Source organism: Glycomyces mayteni (genome assembly GCF_042428885.1).
Taxonomy (GTDB): domain Bacteria; phylum Actinomycetota; class Actinomycetes; order Mycobacteriales; family Micromonosporaceae; genus Glycomyces; species Glycomyces mayteni.
The window spans coordinates 1,058,018-1,075,040 of sequence record NZ_JBHMBP010000004.1; the positions used below are offsets into that span (position 1 = coordinate 1,058,018).

Annotated in this window: 13 protein-coding genes; 10 read left to right on the top strand and 3 right to left on the bottom strand. The window is 71.1% G+C overall.

Going from position 1 to position 17,023, the window contains the following annotated elements; all coding sequences use genetic code 11:
• Nucleotides 1-41 precede the first annotated feature (41 nt).
• The gene (locus tag ACFFXY_RS20175) at nucleotides 42-1,142 is read left to right on the top strand and encodes a nicotinate-nucleotide--dimethylbenzimidazole phosphoribosyltransferase (protein ID WP_382354702.1); all 1,101 of its coding nucleotides are present in this window, start codon (nucleotides 42-44) and stop codon (nucleotides 1,140-1,142) included.
• 56 nt (nucleotides 1,143-1,198) lie between these two features.
• On the opposite strand, the gene ACFFXY_RS20180 is transcribed toward ACFFXY_RS20175, so the two are convergent.
• Nucleotides 1,199-3,637 (bottom strand): glycoside hydrolase family 2 protein, encoded by a 2,439-nt coding sequence (locus tag ACFFXY_RS20180; RefSeq protein ID WP_382354706.1) that lies wholly within the window; start codon nucleotides 3,635-3,637, stop codon nucleotides 1,199-1,201.
• A gap of 480 nt (nucleotides 3,638-4,117) precedes the next feature.
• On the opposite strand from ACFFXY_RS20180, the gene ACFFXY_RS20185 reads away from it, so the two are divergent.
• The 7 genes from ACFFXY_RS20185 (at nucleotide 4,118) to ACFFXY_RS20215 (ending at nucleotide 12,203) form a co-directional block, all read left to right on the top strand.
• Nucleotides 4,118-5,839, top strand: a complete 1,722-nt coding sequence (locus ACFFXY_RS20185; RefSeq protein WP_382354709.1) for an ABC transporter substrate-binding protein — start codon at nucleotides 4,118-4,120, stop codon at nucleotides 5,837-5,839.
• 61 nt (nucleotides 5,840-5,900) lie between these two features.
• Nucleotides 5,901-6,896, top strand: a complete 996-nt coding sequence (locus ACFFXY_RS20190; RefSeq protein WP_382354712.1) for an ABC transporter permease — start codon at nucleotides 5,901-5,903, stop codon at nucleotides 6,894-6,896.
• The gene (locus tag ACFFXY_RS20195; RefSeq protein ID WP_382354715.1) at nucleotides 6,893-7,774 is read left to right on the top strand and encodes an ABC transporter permease; all 882 of its coding nucleotides are present in this window, start codon (nucleotides 6,893-6,895) and stop codon (nucleotides 7,772-7,774) included. Before ACFFXY_RS20190 ends, ACFFXY_RS20195 begins: the two co-directional genes overlap by 4 nt.
• A 2-nt stretch (nucleotides 7,775-7,776) precedes the next feature.
• Entirely contained in the window at nucleotides 7,777-8,730 is a 954-nt protein-coding gene (locus tag ACFFXY_RS20200; protein WP_382354718.1) for an ABC transporter ATP-binding protein, read from the top strand.
• Nucleotide 8,731: 1 nt separating this feature from the next.
• The gene (locus ACFFXY_RS20205; protein ID WP_382354721.1) at nucleotides 8,732-9,616 is read left to right on the top strand and encodes an ABC transporter ATP-binding protein; all 885 of its coding nucleotides are present in this window, start codon (nucleotides 8,732-8,734) and stop codon (nucleotides 9,614-9,616) included.
• Nucleotides 9,617-9,649: 33 nt separating this feature from the next.
• Nucleotides 9,650-10,681, top strand: coding sequence for a LacI family DNA-binding transcriptional regulator (locus ACFFXY_RS20210; protein ID WP_382354724.1), 1,032 nt, complete (start codon nucleotides 9,650-9,652; stop codon nucleotides 10,679-10,681).
• A gap of 133 nt (nucleotides 10,682-10,814) precedes the next feature.
• Nucleotides 10,815-12,203, top strand: a complete 1,389-nt coding sequence (locus tag ACFFXY_RS20215; protein WP_382354727.1) for a cellulase family glycosylhydrolase — start codon at nucleotides 10,815-10,817, stop codon at nucleotides 12,201-12,203.
• Nucleotides 12,204-12,270: 67 nt separating this feature from the next.
• On the opposite strand, the gene ACFFXY_RS20220 is transcribed toward ACFFXY_RS20215, so the two are convergent.
• Nucleotides 12,271-12,468, bottom strand: coding sequence for a hypothetical protein (locus ACFFXY_RS20220; protein WP_382354730.1), 198 nt, complete (start codon nucleotides 12,466-12,468; stop codon nucleotides 12,271-12,273).
• Between the two features lie 234 nt (nucleotides 12,469-12,702).
• On the opposite strand from ACFFXY_RS20220, the gene ACFFXY_RS20225 reads away from it, so the two are divergent.
• Together ACFFXY_RS20225 and ACFFXY_RS20230 are read left to right on the top strand one after the other, a co-directional pair.
• Complete coding sequence (locus ACFFXY_RS20225) at nucleotides 12,703-13,944, top strand: transglutaminase-like domain-containing protein (RefSeq protein ID WP_382354733.1); 1,242 nt, start codon at nucleotides 12,703-12,705, stop codon at nucleotides 13,942-13,944.
• Between the two features lie 652 nt (nucleotides 13,945-14,596).
• Complete coding sequence (locus tag ACFFXY_RS20230) at nucleotides 14,597-15,853, top strand: vanadium-dependent haloperoxidase (protein ID WP_382354735.1); 1,257 nt, start codon at nucleotides 14,597-14,599, stop codon at nucleotides 15,851-15,853.
• Nucleotides 15,854-16,206: 353 nt separating this feature from the next.
• Here ACFFXY_RS20230 and ACFFXY_RS20235 read toward each other — a convergent pair whose 3' ends face one another.
• A complete protein-coding gene (locus ACFFXY_RS20235; RefSeq protein WP_382354738.1) occupies nucleotides 16,207-16,995 on the bottom strand; it encodes a phosphotransferase enzyme family protein in 789 nt (262 codons plus the stop codon).
• Nucleotides 16,996-17,023 lie beyond the last annotated feature (28 nt).

Sequence of the window (17,023 nt, forward strand, 5' to 3'; positions counted from 1 at the left end):
TTGGCAATTGTGCCCCACCGCCCCCGCGCTAGCCTTGTGCCGTGACACAGACGACCGACGCCGGGCCGCTCGCCGAGCTGAAAGCGAAGTTCCCCAACGGGGTGTGGACGACCCGCGCGAACGCGCGGCTCCAGGACGCGCTCATCGAAGGATCGGGCCTCGGCCGCCTCCAGGCCGCGGTCGGCTGGGCCGCCCGCATGCAGGCCACCGACGCCCCCGAGCCGTTCGCCGCGCCGCGGATGCTCCTGTTCGCCGGGGAGTACCCCGAGAACTGGGACGCGGGCGACTACGCCCCCGTCGCCGACCAGGCCGCGGCCCTCGAACGCGGCGAGGGCCCCCTCGCCGAGCAGGCCGCCCGCTCCGGGCTGCCGCTGACCGTGGTCCGCACCGGCGCCAGCGACGGCGCCGAGGGCCCGCTCCTCGACGACACCGAGCTGGACGCCGCGCTGCGCCTGGGCCGCGAGACCGCCGACCGCGCGATCGACGAGGGCGCCGACGTCCTCCTCATCTCCGGGCTCGGCGCGGGCGCGGTCACCGCGTCCGTCGCGGTCTGCTCGTTCATCGCCAAGGACGAGATCACCAACTTCCAGCCGCAGCTCCACGCCCCCGGCGGCTCGGTCTTCGACGCCGCCTGGATGGGCCGCGTCTCGGCCCTGCGCGACCACCTCGCGTTCAACCGCGGCTTCAAGCGCAGTCCCCAGGAGCTCATCGCGCGCCTCGGCGGCGCGGAGCTCGGCGCGATGGCCGCGGCGATCTTCACCGCCGCCACCCGCTCCACCGCGATGATCGTCGACGGCCCCGCCGCGGTCGCCGCCGTCATGCTCGCCCGCGACTTCGGCCTGGCCGCCCCCAAGTGGTGCTACGCCCCGAACCGCTCCGCCCACCCGGTCGTCGCCAAACTCGCCAAGCAGGCCGGCCTCGCCGACGACCTCGCCCTGGACCTCGACCTCCCCGACGCCGCCGCCCTCCCCCTCGGCTGGGACCTCGTCCAGAACAGCCTCCGCATCTCCCAGTCCCTCCCCATGCCCGCCAAGCAAGAACCCGAGCCCGAGCCGAACGAGCCCGTCATCGGCGGCATCGGCCCGGTCCCCACGCCCGAAGCCAGCGAGGCGACCCTCGAAGAGGGCACGGCCGAGCAGTAGGACGGACACCGAACCGGCCCGCAGCGCCCGCTGCGGCCCGGTTCGTCGTCGGTGCGTCAGTCGTTGATCGCGCGGAGGACCGGTTTGGTGGTGAGGGCCGCCGTCAGGGTCGGGGAGGCGGCGATGATGTCGCTGGTGACGGTGAAGACGGTCTGCTCGCCGGGGATGAGGGTGACGAGGGCCTTGTCTACCAAGGCGGCGGGGTCGAGGCGGTCGGCGAAGATGCAGAGGTCGCGCAGGACGGTCTCGGCGGTGATCGTGACCTGGACGCCGCCGGGGACCGGGGCGGTCTCGGCGGTGAAATCGGCGGTGGGCCAGTCCATGTCCTTGTCCTCCTTGGTGAACCAGGTGGCGCGGGGGAAGTCCTCGCGGCCGGTCACGAGGAACTCGCCGGGCTTGGGGGCGACCTGGGCGTCGAGGACGAGTTCGGCGGTGTCGCGGGCCGGGACGCCGATGGTGAGGAGGGCGCGGCCGTTGATGCGGCCCTGCGCGGTGCACTTCCAGAAGCCCACGACCGAGCCCCAGGGGGTGTCGGAGTCGTTGACCAGCACCAGTTTGACGCCGTCCTCGTGGGGCTGGAAGGTCGCGATGCGGTCGGCGTAGGCGTCCTTGAGGGCGTACCAGAGGGGCTTGAGGCGCTCCTCGCCGTCGATCGCGGCCCAGGAGGTGACGGGCCAGCAGTCGTTGAGCTGCCACACGATCGAGCCGGCGCAGTACGGCTGGAGGGCGCGGAAGTGCTCGATGCCGAGGCGGATCGCCCTGGCCTGGTTGACCTGCGTGAAGTACAGCCAGTCGTCGAAGTCGCGCACGGGCGGCAGGTGCGCGTCGAGGCCGCGCTGGAGCTTCGCCTGGCCGTCGTCGGCCTTCTGGTGCCACAGCATGCTCGGGCTCTCGGCGCGGAGCGGCTCGTCGGTCGTCATGCGCCGCACCGTGGCCCACGTCGGCGGCGCCTGGTAGCCGAACTCGGCGACGAAGCGCGGCCGCCAGTCGCGGTAGTGCGCGTAGTCCTCCCGGTTCCACACGTCCCAGATGTGGACGGACCCGTGCGCCTGCTCGTTCGGGTGCAGCTCGCGCGCACCGGAGTACGGGCTGCCGGGCCAGTACGGGCGGGTGCCGTCCACTTCGGAGACGAGCTTCGGGAGCAGGTCGTGGTAGTAGCCCGCGCCCCACGTCAGGTCGCCGAGGGGCCCCTGCCAGTCCCAGTCGTGCCAGCCCCAGAGGTTCTCGTTGTTGCCCGTCCACGTCACCAGGCTCGGGTGCGGGGCCAGGCGGGCGAGGTTGTCGCGGGCCTCGGCCTCGACCTCGGAGCGGAACGGCTCCTCCTCGGGGTATGCGGCGCAGGCGAACAGGAAGTCCTGCCCGACCATGAGGCCCAGCTCGTCGCAGAGCCGATAGAAGTCCTCGGACTCGTAGACCCCGCCGCCCCACACGCGGATGTAGTCGATCCCGGCCGCCACGGCCTGCCGCAGCCGCCGCTCGATGCGCGCGGCGTCGATGCGGCCGAACAGGGCCTCGTCGGGGATCCAGTTGACGCCCTTGACCCACACGGCCCGGCCGTTGACCTTCAGCGTGTACGGGCGGCCGTCGGCGTCGGGCTCGGTGTCGAGTTCCACGGTGCGGAAGCCGATCCGGCTCGTCCACGAGTCGAGCTCCCCGCCGCCCGAGCGCAGCGACACCGCCACGTCGTAGAGGGGCTGGCCGCCGCGGTTGTGCGGCCACCACGGCTGCGGGTTCGGGACCTCGACGCGGACGGGCACGGTCGCGGCGCCGGCCGGGACGCCCACGGTCGTGGCGTGCCCGCCTGCGGTGCAGACGAGTTCGAGCTCCGCGTCGGCGGCACGCTGGAGATCCACAGTGAACTCGACGACGCCGGTGAAGGTGCGATCGGCGACCTCGACGGTGGCGCGCGGGACGACCTCGGCGATCCGCGCGGTGCGCCAGGTCTCCAGGCGCACCGGCCGCCAGATGCCCACGCCCGCGAGGTTCGGGCCCCAGTCCCAGCCGAAGTTGCACGCGGCCTTGCGGATGAAGTTCCCGGGCTCGGGGTAGGCGTTGGGGCGGTCGCCGAGCCGGTCGCGCTGGGCCTCGGCGTACGCGTACGGCGAGGTGAAGGCGACTTCGAGCTCGTTGGCGCCCTCGCGCACCGCCGCTCGCGCGTCGAAGCGGTAGCGGCGGTGCATGTTCGCGGTCTCGCCGACCGGGGTCCCGTTGAGGCGCACCTGCGCGACAGTGTCGAGGCCGTCGAAGACCAGGTCGACCCGGTCCTCCTCGCCCGCCGCGAAGTCGAAGGAGGTCCGGTACGTCCAGTCGCGGCGGCCGACCCACGCGAGGTCGCGCTCCGCCTCGTCGGTGTACGGGTCGGCCACGAGGCCCGCGGCGAGGAGGTCGGAGACCACCTCGCCGGGGACCGACGCCGGGATCGCCTCGACGGCGGGGAGCGCCCCGGGGCCACCGGTGACGGTCCAGCCTTCGTGCAGGGTTCGCTTGACGCTCAATGGGTCTCCTCTGGCTGGGTCGGTCGGCTCCGTCCGCCCGCCCAGGGGTGCGGGCGGGTCGTCGGCACGGGTCCGCTCCACGGTGGCACACGTCTCGATCGCGGGCGCGCTCCCGCGCCAAAGCGACTGAACCGAATAAGCAGCCCGAAAGTATAGGCTCCGGCGCCGATCGTCAACACCTTGCCGACTCCGTGACCGAATTGAAGTCATACATGTCGATAGATTGTTAGCGCCATTCTTGCTCAGAGCCCTGGCGATCCCTCCGGAACATCAATATTCTGACATTCGGAAATGTTCTTGACTTATCCGAGCACCGGTGGGCCGCCTGCACCGCCGGCACTTGACAGCCGCGACCGCAGGTGGTTCAGTGCCATCACTGACCCGGTTAAGGTGCCAGCGGTCACACCGTCGTCGCGCCCTCATCCGACTGCACCGGACCGCGTCCCCCGTCCATCCCTCGTACGAATTGCGGAGCAGACCATGATCAGACGGCGCACACTGTTCACCATCACCGCGGGCTCGGCGGCCCTGGCCGCCGCCGGCTGCACCGACGACGGCGGCGGGGGCGGGGACCCCGCCGACCTCTCGATGAACGAGTTCCCCCGCAACGAGACCCTCTACTCCACCGGCACCGCCTGGAGCCCGCCCTCCGACTGGAACACCGTCACCCCCGGCGAGGCCACCGGCCTCAACGGCCTCGGGTACGAGACCCTGTTCCTGTTCGACCCCAACACGACCGAGCTCACCCCCTGGCTCGCCGAGTCGGGCGAGTGGACCGAGGAGCTGGTCTACACCCTCAAGCTCCGCGCCGGCGTGCTCTGGTCGGACGGCGAGCAGTTCACCGCCGACGACGTCAAGTACACCGTCGAGCTCGGGCAGGTCGAGGCCGTCCCGTACCACAACATCTGGGACTGGCTCTCCGCCGTCGAGGTCGTCGACGACCTCACCGTGGCCCTCACCTTCACCGAAGCGCGCCACCAGGAGTGGAACAACTTCCTGTGGGCCGAGCAGATGCTCCCCGAGCACGTCTTCTCCGCGCTGTCCGAAGAGGAGATCCTCACCGGGGCCAACGAGGACCCCGTCGTCACCGGCCCCTACACGGTCCACAGCTACGACCAGGACCGCCTCGCGTGGGTCAAGCGCGACGACTGGTGGGCCACCGAGGCGCTCGGCCTGGAGGTCCAGCCGACCTTCATCGTCGACATCGTCAACACCTCCAACGACGTCACGCTCAACCTCATGGCGCAGGGCGAGATCGACATCTCCAACAACTTCCTGCCCGGCATCCAGGACCTCATCGCGTCCAACCCCGACCTGAGCACCTACTTCGACGGCCCGCCGTACATGCTCTCGGCGAACACCGCGATGCTCATCCCCAACACCACGATCGAGCCGCTCGACGACCCCGAGTTCCGCCGCGCCATGGCCTTCGCGATCGACGGGCCGAAGATCGTCGACTCGGTGTACGGCGGGCTCGTCGCCGCCGCCAGCCCGACGGGCCTGCTCCCGATCTGGGAGCAGTACTACGACCAGGCCGTCCTCGACGAGGTCGGCTTCTCCTACGACGTCGACCAGGCCAAGTCGATCCTCGCCGCCGCCGGGTACGAGGACGCCGACGGCGACGGCTTCGTGGAGACCAAGGGCGGCGACCCGATCGCGTTCAAGCTCAACGTCCCCACCGGCTGGACCGACTGGGAGGAGGCCGCCCGCAGCATGGCCGCCGACCTCCAGGCCGCCGGCATCAACGTCACCGAGGAGTTCATCGACGCGGGCGCCGTGGACGACGCCCGCACCACCGGCGACTTCCAGCTCATGCTCAACAACTGGAGCGGCACCAGCCACACGCCGTGGACCCACTACCGGTACCTGTTCGAGCTCCCGGTGCAGGACAACCAGACCGTCGCGAACTTCTCGCGCTGGACCAACGAGGAGGCCTGGACCCTCACCCAGCAGCTCGCCGCGACCGCCTCCGACGACCCGCAGTACCAGGCGCTCATCTCGCAGCTCCAGCGCCACTCGCTGGTCGACATGCCCGCGATCCCGATCTGGTACAACGGCGCCTGGTCCCAGGTCAACAACAGCGTCTGGACCAACTGGCCCGCCGACGCCGGGGACGCCCCCAAGGTGTTCCCCTCCATGTGGAACAGCCTGTGGAACATGGGCGCGATCTACATGCTCACCGAGCTCAAGCACCCCGAGTAGGCCCGAGGGGGCCGGGCCGCCGCGGCCCGGCCCCCGCACCGACCCTCCGGGAAGGAGACCCATGGGCCGATACTTCCGGCGCAAACTGCTCATCTACGGCATCACCTTCGTCATCGCCGTCACCATCAACTTCGCGGTCCCTCGGCTCATGCCCGGGGACCCGGTGTCGCGCATGCTCAGCCGCAACTCGGTGGCGAACCTCGAATCCTCGCAGGAGATGCGCCACTACTTCGAGAACCTCTTCGGGCTCGACGTCCCCATGTGGCAGCAGTACCTCAACTACTGGGCGGCCCTGTTCAAGGGCGACATGGGCGTCAGCGTCTTCGCGTTCCCCGCCCCCGTGTCGTCGGTGGTCCTCGACGCGCTGCCCTACACGCTGGCCCTGCTGCTCCCGGCGATCCTCCTGAGCTGGTTCGCCGGGAACGCCATCGGCGCGATGGCCGCCCGCAACCGCCTGCTCGACAACGGGGTCCTGCCGATCGGGTACGTCCTCAACGCCGTCCCCTACATGTGGCTGGCGATCCTCCTGGCCTGGGCGGCGGGCATCATCCTCGGCTGGTTCCCCGTCGCCGGCGGCTACAGCTTCGCGATGACCCCCAACGCCAGCTGGGCGTTCTTCGTCGACCTGGTCCACCACTGGTTCCTGCCGTTCCTGTCGCTCTTCCTGGTCTCCCTGGGCGGCTGGGCGATCGGCATGCGCAACCTCGTCATCTACGAGCTGGAGTCCGACTACTCCAACTACCTCCAGGCCCTCGGCGCCCCGAACCGGCTCGTGCGCAGGTACGCCTTCCGCAACGCGGTCCTGCCGCAGGTCACCGGGCTCGCGCTGCAACTGGGCGTCGTCGTCGGCGGCGCGCTGGTCACCGAGGTCGTGTTCGCCTACCCCGGTCTCGGGAGCCTCCTGCTGGAGGCCGTCAACAGCCGCGACTTCTTCCTGCTCCAAGGCATTCTGCTGTTCATCGTGATCGGGGTGCTCGTGTTCAACTTCCTCGCCGACCTGGTGTACGTCCTGGTCGACCCCCGCACCCGCCTCGGCCTCGAAGGAGGGCAGTCATGAGCGCCGAAGCGCTGCTCCAGTCCGAACCGGTCGGCCGCCGCAACGAGCACCTCTACTTCGCCCTGCGCAACCCCAAGGTCTCCGTCGGGCTCGTCCTGGTGCTCGCGCTGCTGCTGCTCGGCGTGATCGGGCCGCTGTTCCTCTCCGACTCCCCCAACGAGTACGTGGGACCGAAGTCGGAGGCGCCCTCGGGCGAGTACTGGTTCGGCACCACCTACTTCGGGCAGGACGTGTTCACCCAGTTCGTCCACGGCCTGCGCTCGTCCTACCTCGTCGGGGCCCTCGGCGGCGGGATCGCCTTCGCGATCGGCCTGACGATCGGCTTCACCGCCGGGTACCGCGGCGGCCTGGTCGACGAGTTCCTCAACATGATCACCAACGTCGTCCTGGTGCTCCCCGCGATCGCCGTCCTCATCGTCATCAGCTCATACCTGGAGGTGCGCGGCATCGTCACGCAGGCGGTCATCATCGGGGCCTTCTCCTGGCCCTGGGTCGCCAGAGCCGTGCGGGCCCAGACGTTCACGCTCCGCAACCGGGACTATGTGGACCTCGCACGGCTCACCGGCAGGCGGGCGCCGCAGATCATCGTCCGCGAGATCATGCCGAACATGGCCTCCTACCTGCTCATGACGATGATCCTGCTGTTCGGCGGCGCGATCCTGTTCGCCGCGACGCTCGACTTCATCGGCCTGGGCCCCACCAACGCCGTCTCGCTCGGCACGATGATGCAGCAGTCGATGGCCTGGTCCTCGCTGCACCTGGGCATGTGGTGGTGGTTCGTCCCGCCCGGCGCGGCGATCACCGTCATCGTCGGCGCCCTGTACATCACCAACGTCGGCCTCGACGAGGTCTTCAACCCCAAGCTCCGGGAGATGTAGCCATGGCATTGGAAGTGGAGGACCTCAAGGTCCACTACCGCACCACCAAGGGCGACGTGCGCGCGCTCGACGGGGTGTCGTTCTCCCTGGCCGACGGCGAGATCGTCGGCCTGGCGGGCGAGTCGGGCTGCGGCAAGACCACCCTCGGCAAGAGCCTCATCCGCCTCGACGGGCGCATGCGCCACGTCGGCGGCAGGGCCGTCCTCGACGGCGACGAGCTGCCGATCGGCGACGACAGGGCCATGAACGCCCGCCGCTGGAAGGAGGTCTCGATCATCCCGCAGTACTCCATGAGCGCCCTCAACCCGACCCGCAGGATCGGGAAGATGACCGCCGAACTGCTCCGGGCGCGCGGGAAGTCCTACCGGGCGCTCAAGGACGAGCTCGTCCACCGGCTCCATCTCGTCGGCCTCTCCGAGGACGTCCTCGGGAACTACCCGATCGAGCTGTCGGGCGGCATGAAGCAGCGCGTGGTCATGGTCCTGTCCACCCTCCTCGACCCGAGCCTGCTCATCGCCGACGAGGTGACCTCGGCGCTCGACGTCACCAACCAGAAGGCCGTCGCCGAGACCCTGGTCCGCTTCCGCGACATGGGCTTCGTCAAATCGATGATCGTGGTCACCCACGACCTCTCGCTGGTGTACCAGATCGCCGACACCATCATGGTCATGTACGCCGGGCAGATCGTCGAGAAGGCCCCCGCCGAGACCATCGTCACCTCGCCCAGGCACCCGTACACGAAGGCCCTCATCGGGGCCCTGCCCGAAGTGGGCCTCGAATACGGCGACGAGAAGCTCAAGAGCATCCCGGGCAAGCCCCCGCACCTGCTCGACCCGCCGACCGGCTGCCGGTTCCGGGCCCGCTGCCCGCTCGCCGCGGACGAGTGCGCCCAGGAGCCGCCGAAGGTCGCGATCGACGACCGCCACGAGGTCGCCTGCTGGAAGGCCGAGGACTGACATGCTGCAGCTTGAGAACGTGTGGAAGTCCTACCGGGTCGGCGCGCTCGGCTCGAAGCACCTCACCGCCGTCCGGGACGTGAGCCTCCAGGTCGCCCCCGGCGAGGTCCTCTCCGTCGTCGGCGAGTCCGGCAGCGGCAAGACCACGATCGGCAAGATGGTCCTCCAGCTCACCTCCGTCACCCGCGGGCGGATCCTCCTCGGCGGCGAGGACGTCACCGCCAGGCGCCACGCCGAGCGCAAGGAGTACTACCGGCGCGTCCAGGGCGTCTTCCAGGACCCGTTCAGCTCCTACAACCCGATCTTCAAGGCCGACAGGGTCTTCGAGACCGTGCGCGAGTCGTTCCGGCCCGGGACGGGCGCGGCGCAGTGGCGCGCGCGGGTCGAGGAGGTGCTCCACTCGGTGCGCCTCGACCCGGCCTCGGTGCTCGGCAAGTACCCGCACCAGCTCTCGGGCGGGCAGCTCCAGCGCATGCTCATCGCCCGCGCGCTGCTGCTGGACATCGAGGTGCTGGTGGCCGACGAGATCATCTCCATGCTCGACGCCTCGACCCGCATCGACGTGCTCAACCTCCTGGGCGAGTTGAAGGAGCGCGGCCTGGGCGTGCTGTTCATCACCCACGACCTGTCGCTGGCGAACTACATCTCCGAACGCGTCGTCATCATGCGCCACGGCGCCGTGGTCGAGACCGGCGCGACCGCCAAGGTGTTCACCGACCCGCAGCACCCGTACTCTCGGAACCTGCTGTCGTCGGTGCCCCAGCTCCACCGGAAGTGGTCCGACGACCCCGTCGAGCCCGAGGACCTGGAGCCCGACGGGGACCGCGACACACCTCCGCCTCCGCTGCGCGAGCACGCGGAGCAGCACTGGGTCGCGGCCGGCTGACCCGGACCGACCAGTGCCACGAGGAGCACCCAGATGAACAGGCGCGTGACCATCGCCGACATCGCCGCCGCGGCGGGCGTGTCGAAGGGCGCGGTCTCCTACGCGCTCAACGGCAGGCCCGGGGTCTCCGAGGCCACCCGCAAGAAGATCCTGGCGATCGCCGCCGAGATGGGCTTCGTCCCCAACCGGGCCGCCCGCTCGCTGTCGGTGTCCTCGGCGCAGGCGGTCGGCATCGCGCTGCGCCGCTCGGCCCGCACGCTCGGCATCGAGCCGTACTTCATGGAGCTCATCAGCGGCATCGAGGCGACGCTCTCGGCCGGGTCCTTCGGGCTGACCCTCCAGATCGTCGACACCGTCGAGGAGGAGCTGGAAGTCTACCGGCGCTGGTGGGCCGAGCGCCGCGTCGACGGGGTCCTCCTGTGCGACGTGGGGACCGCGGACCGGCGGCTCGACTTCATGGCCGACCTGGGGCTGCCCGCGGTGGCCGTGGGCGGGCCGGTCGAGGGCGCGCGCCTCCCGGCGGTCTGGCACGACGACGCCGAGCCGTGCCGCGAGATCCTGGAGTACCTGCACGCCTTGGGCCACAGGCGGATCGCGCGCGTCGCCGGGTTCGCGCACCTGCTGCACACCGAGATCCGCGACAACGCCTACGCCGAGACCGCCGCCGACCTGGGCCTGGAGTCCATGGAGACGTTCCACAGCGACTACACCGGCGAGCAGGGCGCGCGGATCACCCGGCGCCTCCTGTCCTCGGCGGGGCGCCCCACCGCGATCATCTACGACAACGACGTCACGGCCGTGGCCGGACTCGGCGTCGCCCACGAGCTGGGCATCGGCGTCCCGAACGGGCTGTCCATCGTGGCCTGGGACGACTCGCCGCTGTGCCGCCTCACCCATCCCGCGCTCACGTCCCTGACGCGCGACATCAGCGCCTACGGCTCGCAGTGCGCCGAAGCGCTCCTGACGGTCATCGGCGCCGAACCGGGCGCCGACCGCGCTTTCTCGGTTCAGTGCCGGCCCGCCCAGCTCTCCCCGCGCGCCTCAACCGGCCCCGCGAAGCCCTGACGCGCGGCCCGGCGTCGTTCCTGCCAGGGCAATTCCCGAGCACGTCTTGAACCCCATCAATATTTATGGTTCTCTATGTTGAAGTCGGGGTGAACCGATTCACCTCTGACCTGAACCTACAGATGGGATCACCATGGAACACGGCACGACCGACGCCGCCCCGGCACGGCGTCGGATGCGCAGATGGCTCATGGCCGTACTGGCCGCCACAGCGATCGCCTTCGGCGGCCTGTGGCAGCTCGTCCCGGCCGGCGCCCAGCAGGGCGGCTTCTCGATCGACGGCACGCAGCTCATCGACGCGAACGGCAACCCGTTCATCATGCGCGGCACCTCCCACCCCGACGTCTGGTACCAGGGCGAGTTCGCCAGCTACGGCGAGATCTCGGACCTCGGCGCGAACACCGTCCGCGTCGTCCTCGGCTCCGGCCAGCGCAACTGGGGCGTCTCGACCGCCGCGCGGGTCCAGCAGATCGTGGACGAGTGCAAGGCGCAGCGCCTGATCTGCATGCTCGAAGTCCACGACACCACCGGCTACGGCGAGGAGTCGGGTGCGGCCACCCTGGATCAGGCCGTCACCTTCTGGCAGGGCCTGTTCAGCGTGCTCGACGGCGAGGAGGCGTACGTCCTCATCAACATCGGCAACGAGCCGGTCGGCAACACCAACCCGCAGCAGTGGACGCAGCAGACCGTGGACGCGATCGAGCGGATGCGGTCGATCGGCTTCGAGCACACGCTGGTCGTGGACGCCCCGAACTGGGGCCAGGACTGGCAGAACGTGATGCGCGACAACGCCGAGACCGTCGCGGCGGCCGACGAGGACGGCAACACGCTGTTCTCGATCCACATGTACGCGGTCTACTCGAACCCGCAGACCGTGATCGACTACTTCGACGCGTTCGAGGAGATGAACCTCCCGCTCATCGTCGGCGAGTACGGCGACACGTTCCAGGGCCAGACGGTCGCGTGGGAGACGATCCAGTCCGAGGCGCAGGCCCGCGGCATCGGCTGGCTGGCGTGGTCCTACTCGGGCAACACCGGCGGGGACCTCGACCAGACCACGAGCTTCAACCCCTCGGCGCTGACCACGTGGGGGCAGCGGGTCTTCACGTCCACCAACGGCATCCAGAACACGGCCGAGCGGGCCACGGTCTTCGGCGACGACCCGGACCCGACCGACCCGACCTCGTCCCCGACGGACGGCCCGACCACGGGCGGTCCGGTCGGCGGCGACTGCACGGCCGCGATCGGCGTCGTGAACGACTGGGGCTCGGGCTGGCAGGGCAAGGTCACGGTGACGGCCACCGGCGCCGCCCTGGACGGCTGGCGGCTCACTTGGACGTGGGCGGGGTCGACCCGGATCACGTCCTCGTGGAACGCGACGATCACCAGTTCCGGCGCGGGCGTCACGGCCGCCGACGTGGGCTGGAACGGCGCCGTCGCGGCGGGGCAGAGCCGCGAGGTCTTCGGCTTCATAGGGTCCACCCCGGCGGCGACGCCGACGGTGTCCTGCGAGGCGATCTAGCGCAGAGAAGGGCGGAGGCCGCCGGACCGATGCGGTCCGGCGGCCTCTGCTTGGCCTCGCTGTGAATTCAGCCGTTCTTGGTGGGGAGCTGGAACTTGCCGACCCCGCCCTTCGGCATCTGCGAGCGGACCTTCGACTTCTTGTCGCCGATCGACTGGTGCCCGGCCTTGCCGGACTTCTTGCCGCGGGCCAGCGCCCGGCGCTCCTCGCGGTTGAGCGGCGCGTCGTCGGCGGCGTCCTGCTGCGGTTCCGGAGTTTCAGTCATGCGGATCCCCTTCTCGGGTCGAGCTTGAAGAGACGTGAGCGCGAAACGGAGCGTTGCTCGACGTCTCATGGCCGTGCTTCCAGCGGAAGCTGCACTCATCGTGGTCGGCCGGTCGGCATTCCCGCCCACAGCGGCCGTATCTCTTCTAAAGGATCATGCCGCTCACTCTAGCGCCCTCCCGCCGCGGGCACAACGCCCTTTCCGCCCGCGCCATCGGTGACTACCCTCATACGCATGGCACAGGCCCCTTCCCCGGTGAAACTCGCGCGCGTCCGCACCGTCGCGCAGGACGCGATGCGGGGCGCGCGGTGGTGGACGCTCCTCGACCTGGAGAAGACGCTGCGCGCCGACACGGAGTTCTGGCGGGACCTGTGGGCGCCGTCGCTGGCGATCGCGGCGCACAAGGTGGGGCTCAAGGGCGCGCGGGCGCGGCTCGACGAGGCGATCGAGGCCGGGTTCCACCAGACGGACCTGTTCGAGCCGGAGCTGTCGGCCGCGTTCGGCGCGGACCCGGACTGGGCGGAGGTCCTGGATCGGGCCAGGGCGAACGTCCCGGCGCCGCCGCTGCGGATCACCGCGTGGCCCGAGCCGGCGGCGGGCGCGCCGCTGCGGCTCGACCGGATCGAGGCGCACCGGGAGGGCCAGCTCGCGTCCCGGCTGCCGCGGCCGCGGGAGGGCGCGTGGCAGACCGCGCGGGACCTGCTGGCGTGGACGTCGGCGCTGTGGCGGCACGCGAACGCGCGGATCAACGCGGGCGACGCGGTGGACGTCCTGGAGCAGGTCGCCCTCGGCGCGCGGTACTCGTGCGTGGAGTACTCGATCGTGCTGGCGCAGGGCCTGAACGCGCTGCGCATCCCGGCCCGCCGGGTGTGGCTGCGCCGCGGGGACTACCACGACGGGGTCGGGCAGGGGCACGCCGTCGCGGAGGCGTGGATCGACGACCTGGACCGGTGGGTGCTCCTGGACGGCCAGCACGGCGCGTACTGGGCCGACGAGGACGGTCGCCCGCTGAGCCTCCCCGAGCTCCAGGCCCGGGAGCATCCGGCGCGGCCGGTCCACGTGGGGCCGCGGCAGGCGATCCAGGACCCGGCGATGTGGTGGGCGTACTTCGCGCACGCGTCGGTGACGGGCGCGGCGTGGGCCCCCGAGGGGTTCGTGCCGGTGTTCCAGGAGGGCCAGGTGCTCCCCACGGAGCGGCTGCTGCGCGACCCCGCGCCCGCGTACCCGCGCCTCTCGGACGTCGCGGTCGGCGTGGTCGCCCAGGACGGCGCGCCCGCGGTGCGGATCAGGCCCGAGCACCCGTACGCGGTCGGCGGCGTCTGGAACGGCGAGCCCCTCCCGGCACCGCCGAAGGACGCCGAACGGCGCTTCACCCGCGTCCTCGACCGCGAACCGGGCGAGTACAAGGCCGACCTGGCTGCGCTGACCCCCTACGGCCCCTTGCCGAGCCGCGAACTGCGATGGACCGCCGCCTGACGCCTGCGACACGGGTCACGACCCGATCGGGTGACCACACCCGGGCCCGGATTGTCGGTCCGGGCGGGGAGGGTGGCTGGGAGTATTACCCACCCATCGGGTGGGTAGGGCCCCGCCCGCCGCTGCCCGGCCGCGCGCACCCGCCCCATGGCCGCTCGCGCCCCTGCCTCACAACCGCGCTCCGCTTCCGCCCGCCTCTCGATCACGCGCCTCCTCCGCTCGCCTCTGCCGCCGCGCGCCGCGCCCGCCACCGCCGACGTCCCCGCCCGCCCCCACCCGCGCTCTCGCCCGCCGAGTCGCCTCCGCCCCCATCCCCGGGTCGCCCGCCCGTCCTCCTCCGGAGCCACCCTCTCCCCCGTTGCCGACGGGTTTCGCAAGTGGAACGATCCGAAATATTCTCTAGTATTCCGATGGGATTACTGCTAACTTCGAGTCATGAAGCCCGCCAACGCACTCGCAAGGCGGCGCGAGGTCGACCAGATGCGCGTCGCCAGCGCCCTCTGTCGCTGACCCCCGACCCCCGCCGGTCCGGGCCAGGCCGTTCCTCCCCTGCGACGCCGTCCCGGGCCGGCGGTACTCCACTCCCCCGGCGCCGCCGCGCGCCCACCGACTCCGCATCCCCGCCACCTGCCTTCCCACCGCAAGGAGCACCATGACCGCCATCTCCCGCCGCGCCGTCCTCGCCGCGGCCCCCATCGCCGCCACCGGGGCCGCCATCGGCGCCGCATCACCGGCCGCGGCCCACGGCGACAGCGCCGCCGTCCTCGACTGGTTCGACGCCACCAACGCCGCGGTCACCGCGGCCCCGGCCGCCGCCCAGGTCACCAACAGCCGCACTTGGGCTATCGCGTGGCTCGCCGCCGCCCGCGCCGTGCAGCGGGTCCCCCACGGCGTCAACGCGAAGCACTACCGCGAGGCCGCCCTCGCGGCGGCCGTCCACCGGGCGCTGTACGCGCTGGCCCCGACCCAGCAGGCCGCGCTCGACGCGGCGCTGGAGGAGGCGCTCGCCCGCGTCCCGGACGGCCGGGCCAAGCGCAAGGGCGTCGCGGCCGGGGTCGACCGCGCCGACGACCTGCTGAGCGAGCGCGTCGGCGACGGGCTCGACCCGGCGTCGGTGAACGCCGCGTACACGCCCCCGGCCGCCGCGCCGGGCGTGTGGCAGCCGACGCCGCCCGCGTTCGGGCCGGGGCAGCAGGCGGGCACCCGCTTCGCGGTGCCGTTCGCGCTCGACAGCGCCGACCAGTTCCGCCTCGACGCGCCCCCGGCGCTCGGGACACCGCAGTACCGGGCCGACGTCGCGGAGGTCTACGTCTACGGCGGCCTGAACAGCACCGCCCGCACCCAGGAGCAGACCGACACCGCGCAGTTCTGGTTCGGCTCCTCGTTCACGCTCTACAACCCGGTGCTGCGGGCGGCCCTGGAGCACCACACCGGGTCGCTGCGCGACCAGGTCGAGCTGGTGGCGCTGTTCCACGTCGCGTCGGTGGACACGCAGATCGCCACGTCGGACTCGAAGTACGCGCACGTGTGGTGGCGGCCGGTGACCGCCATCGCCGGGCCGCTCGACGACGGCGACCCGGCCACCCTGCGGGACCCCGACTGGCTGCCGTACCACAACACGCCGTCCCACCCGGACTACCCGAGCGGGCACAACACCTACTCGGGTTCGGCCGAGGAGGTGCTCACCCAGCTCGTCGGCGACGGGCCGGGCGCGGCGTTCACGATCCCGAGCCCCAGCGCGCCGGGCGTGACCCGCACGTACACGACGTGGCACCCGCTGACCACGGAGAACACGGACGCGCGCGTGTGGTCGGGCATCCACTCGCGCTCGGCGGACCTCGCGGGGGTGGAGCTGAGCCGGAACGTCGCGGCCTTCGTCCTCGGCCGCGCCGGAGACCTGCTGGCCTAGAAGGACTTCACTCCTGAGGAGTCGGGCGCCCCGCCGAGTGCAGACGGCCGGGGCGCCCGTCTTTGTGTGGCGCAAGGGGACCGGCGCGTCGCGGGGTGCCGTGGGCGCCCTCCCAAGGCACTTAATATTGACCGTTTACGATGTATTGACAGGCAAGCGCTCCCACGGTAGGTTTGCTGCAATTCCCTCAAATCCATCCCGCGCCGAAGTCCCGGCGCTCCCCCTAAGTGATTCGCCTGTTCCTCCCAATCAGCAGGCGTTTCGCAATTGGGAGCGCTCCCTTGGGCGAAGACCCCCGGCTCCCGGCTCGTCGGCGGGTCTTCGCCCTCCGCCTTGCCGGACCGCGTCGCCTGCTACCGCAGGGCCTCGTCGAGGATGTACCGCTCGGCGTCGAGCAGCCGCAGGTCCCGTGCCGGGCGGCGCAGGTGCCCCTTCTGCACGATCCGCTCGAACGCGGGGTCCCCGGCCTGGGCCATGCGGCGGATGCCCTCGATGTGGTCTACGATCCGCTTGCGGATGACCTTGATGAACCGCTGCCTGTCCCGGTCGGAGAGCCCGTACGCGTCGGCGAACATCCGCAGCCGCCGCGCCCGGTCGGGCTTCTTCCAGCCCAAGGTGATCGAGTCGCGGTCGGTGAAGATCGGGACCCACGTCCACGCCGCGTACGCGACGTCGTAGATCCGCGCGCCGGGGCTCGCCAGGTCGAAGTCGATGAGCGAGAGCGTCCCGTCGGGTCGCCACACCACGTTGTGCGGCGCGGCGTCGTGGTGGCAGATCACCTCGGTGTCGGGGGGCGGCGGCCCGAAGGACCGCCAGGTCGCGCCGGGCGGCGGCCGGAAGCCGTACTGCGCGTCGTGGTACATGCGCAGCATCTTCGCGACCGCGCTCATGGTCTCGTCGGTGGTCCAGTGCGGCGCGAGCGGGTACTTGCCCGGCTCGCCCTCCACGAAGGACAGCACCTCGCGCGCGTGCTCGTCGACGCCCAGGACCCGCGGCGCTCCGGTGAAACCGGCGCCGTCGAGGTGCCTGAGCAGGGCGTGGACCGCGGGGGTCCAGGGTCCGGTGTTCCGGCGGACCGTGTCCCCCAGCCGGATGACCGTGCTCGTGTTGCCGCCAATAAGCGGAATCTCGTCTTCGCTCACCGGTCCCCGCTGTGCGTGTGCATCGTCG

Bases quoted from the DNA above. Each gene is read 5' to 3' on its own strand.
- ACFFXY_RS20190 (WP_382354712.1), top strand. From the start codon at position 5,901: ATGGGCCGATACTTCCGGCGCAAACTGCTCATCTACGGCATCACCTTC.
- ACFFXY_RS20230 (WP_382354735.1), top strand. From the start codon at position 14,597: ATGACCGCCATCTCCCGCCGCGCCGTCCTCGCCGCGGCCCCCATCGCC.
- ACFFXY_RS20205 (WP_382354721.1), top strand. From the start codon at position 8,732: ATGCTGCAGCTTGAGAACGTGTGGAAGTCCTACCGGGTCGGCGCGCTC.
- ACFFXY_RS20195 (WP_382354715.1), top strand. From the start codon at position 6,893: ATGAGCGCCGAAGCGCTGCTCCAGTCCGAACCGGTCGGCCGCCGCAAC.
- ACFFXY_RS20200 (WP_382354718.1), top strand. From the start codon at position 7,777: ATGGCATTGGAAGTGGAGGACCTCAAGGTCCACTACCGCACCACCAAG.
- ACFFXY_RS20210 (WP_382354724.1), top strand. From the start codon at position 9,650: ATGAACAGGCGCGTGACCATCGCCGACATCGCCGCCGCGGCGGGCGTG.
- ACFFXY_RS20185 (WP_382354709.1), top strand. From the start codon at position 4,118: ATGATCAGACGGCGCACACTGTTCACCATCACCGCGGGCTCGGCGGCC.
- ACFFXY_RS20220 (WP_382354730.1), bottom strand. From the start codon at position 12,468: ATGACTGAAACTCCGGAACCGCAGCAGGACGCCGCCGACGACGCGCCG.
- ACFFXY_RS20215 (WP_382354727.1), top strand. From the start codon at position 10,815: ATGGAACACGGCACGACCGACGCCGCCCCGGCACGGCGTCGGATGCGC.
- ACFFXY_RS20225 (WP_382354733.1), top strand. From the start codon at position 12,703: ATGGCACAGGCCCCTTCCCCGGTGAAACTCGCGCGCGTCCGCACCGTC.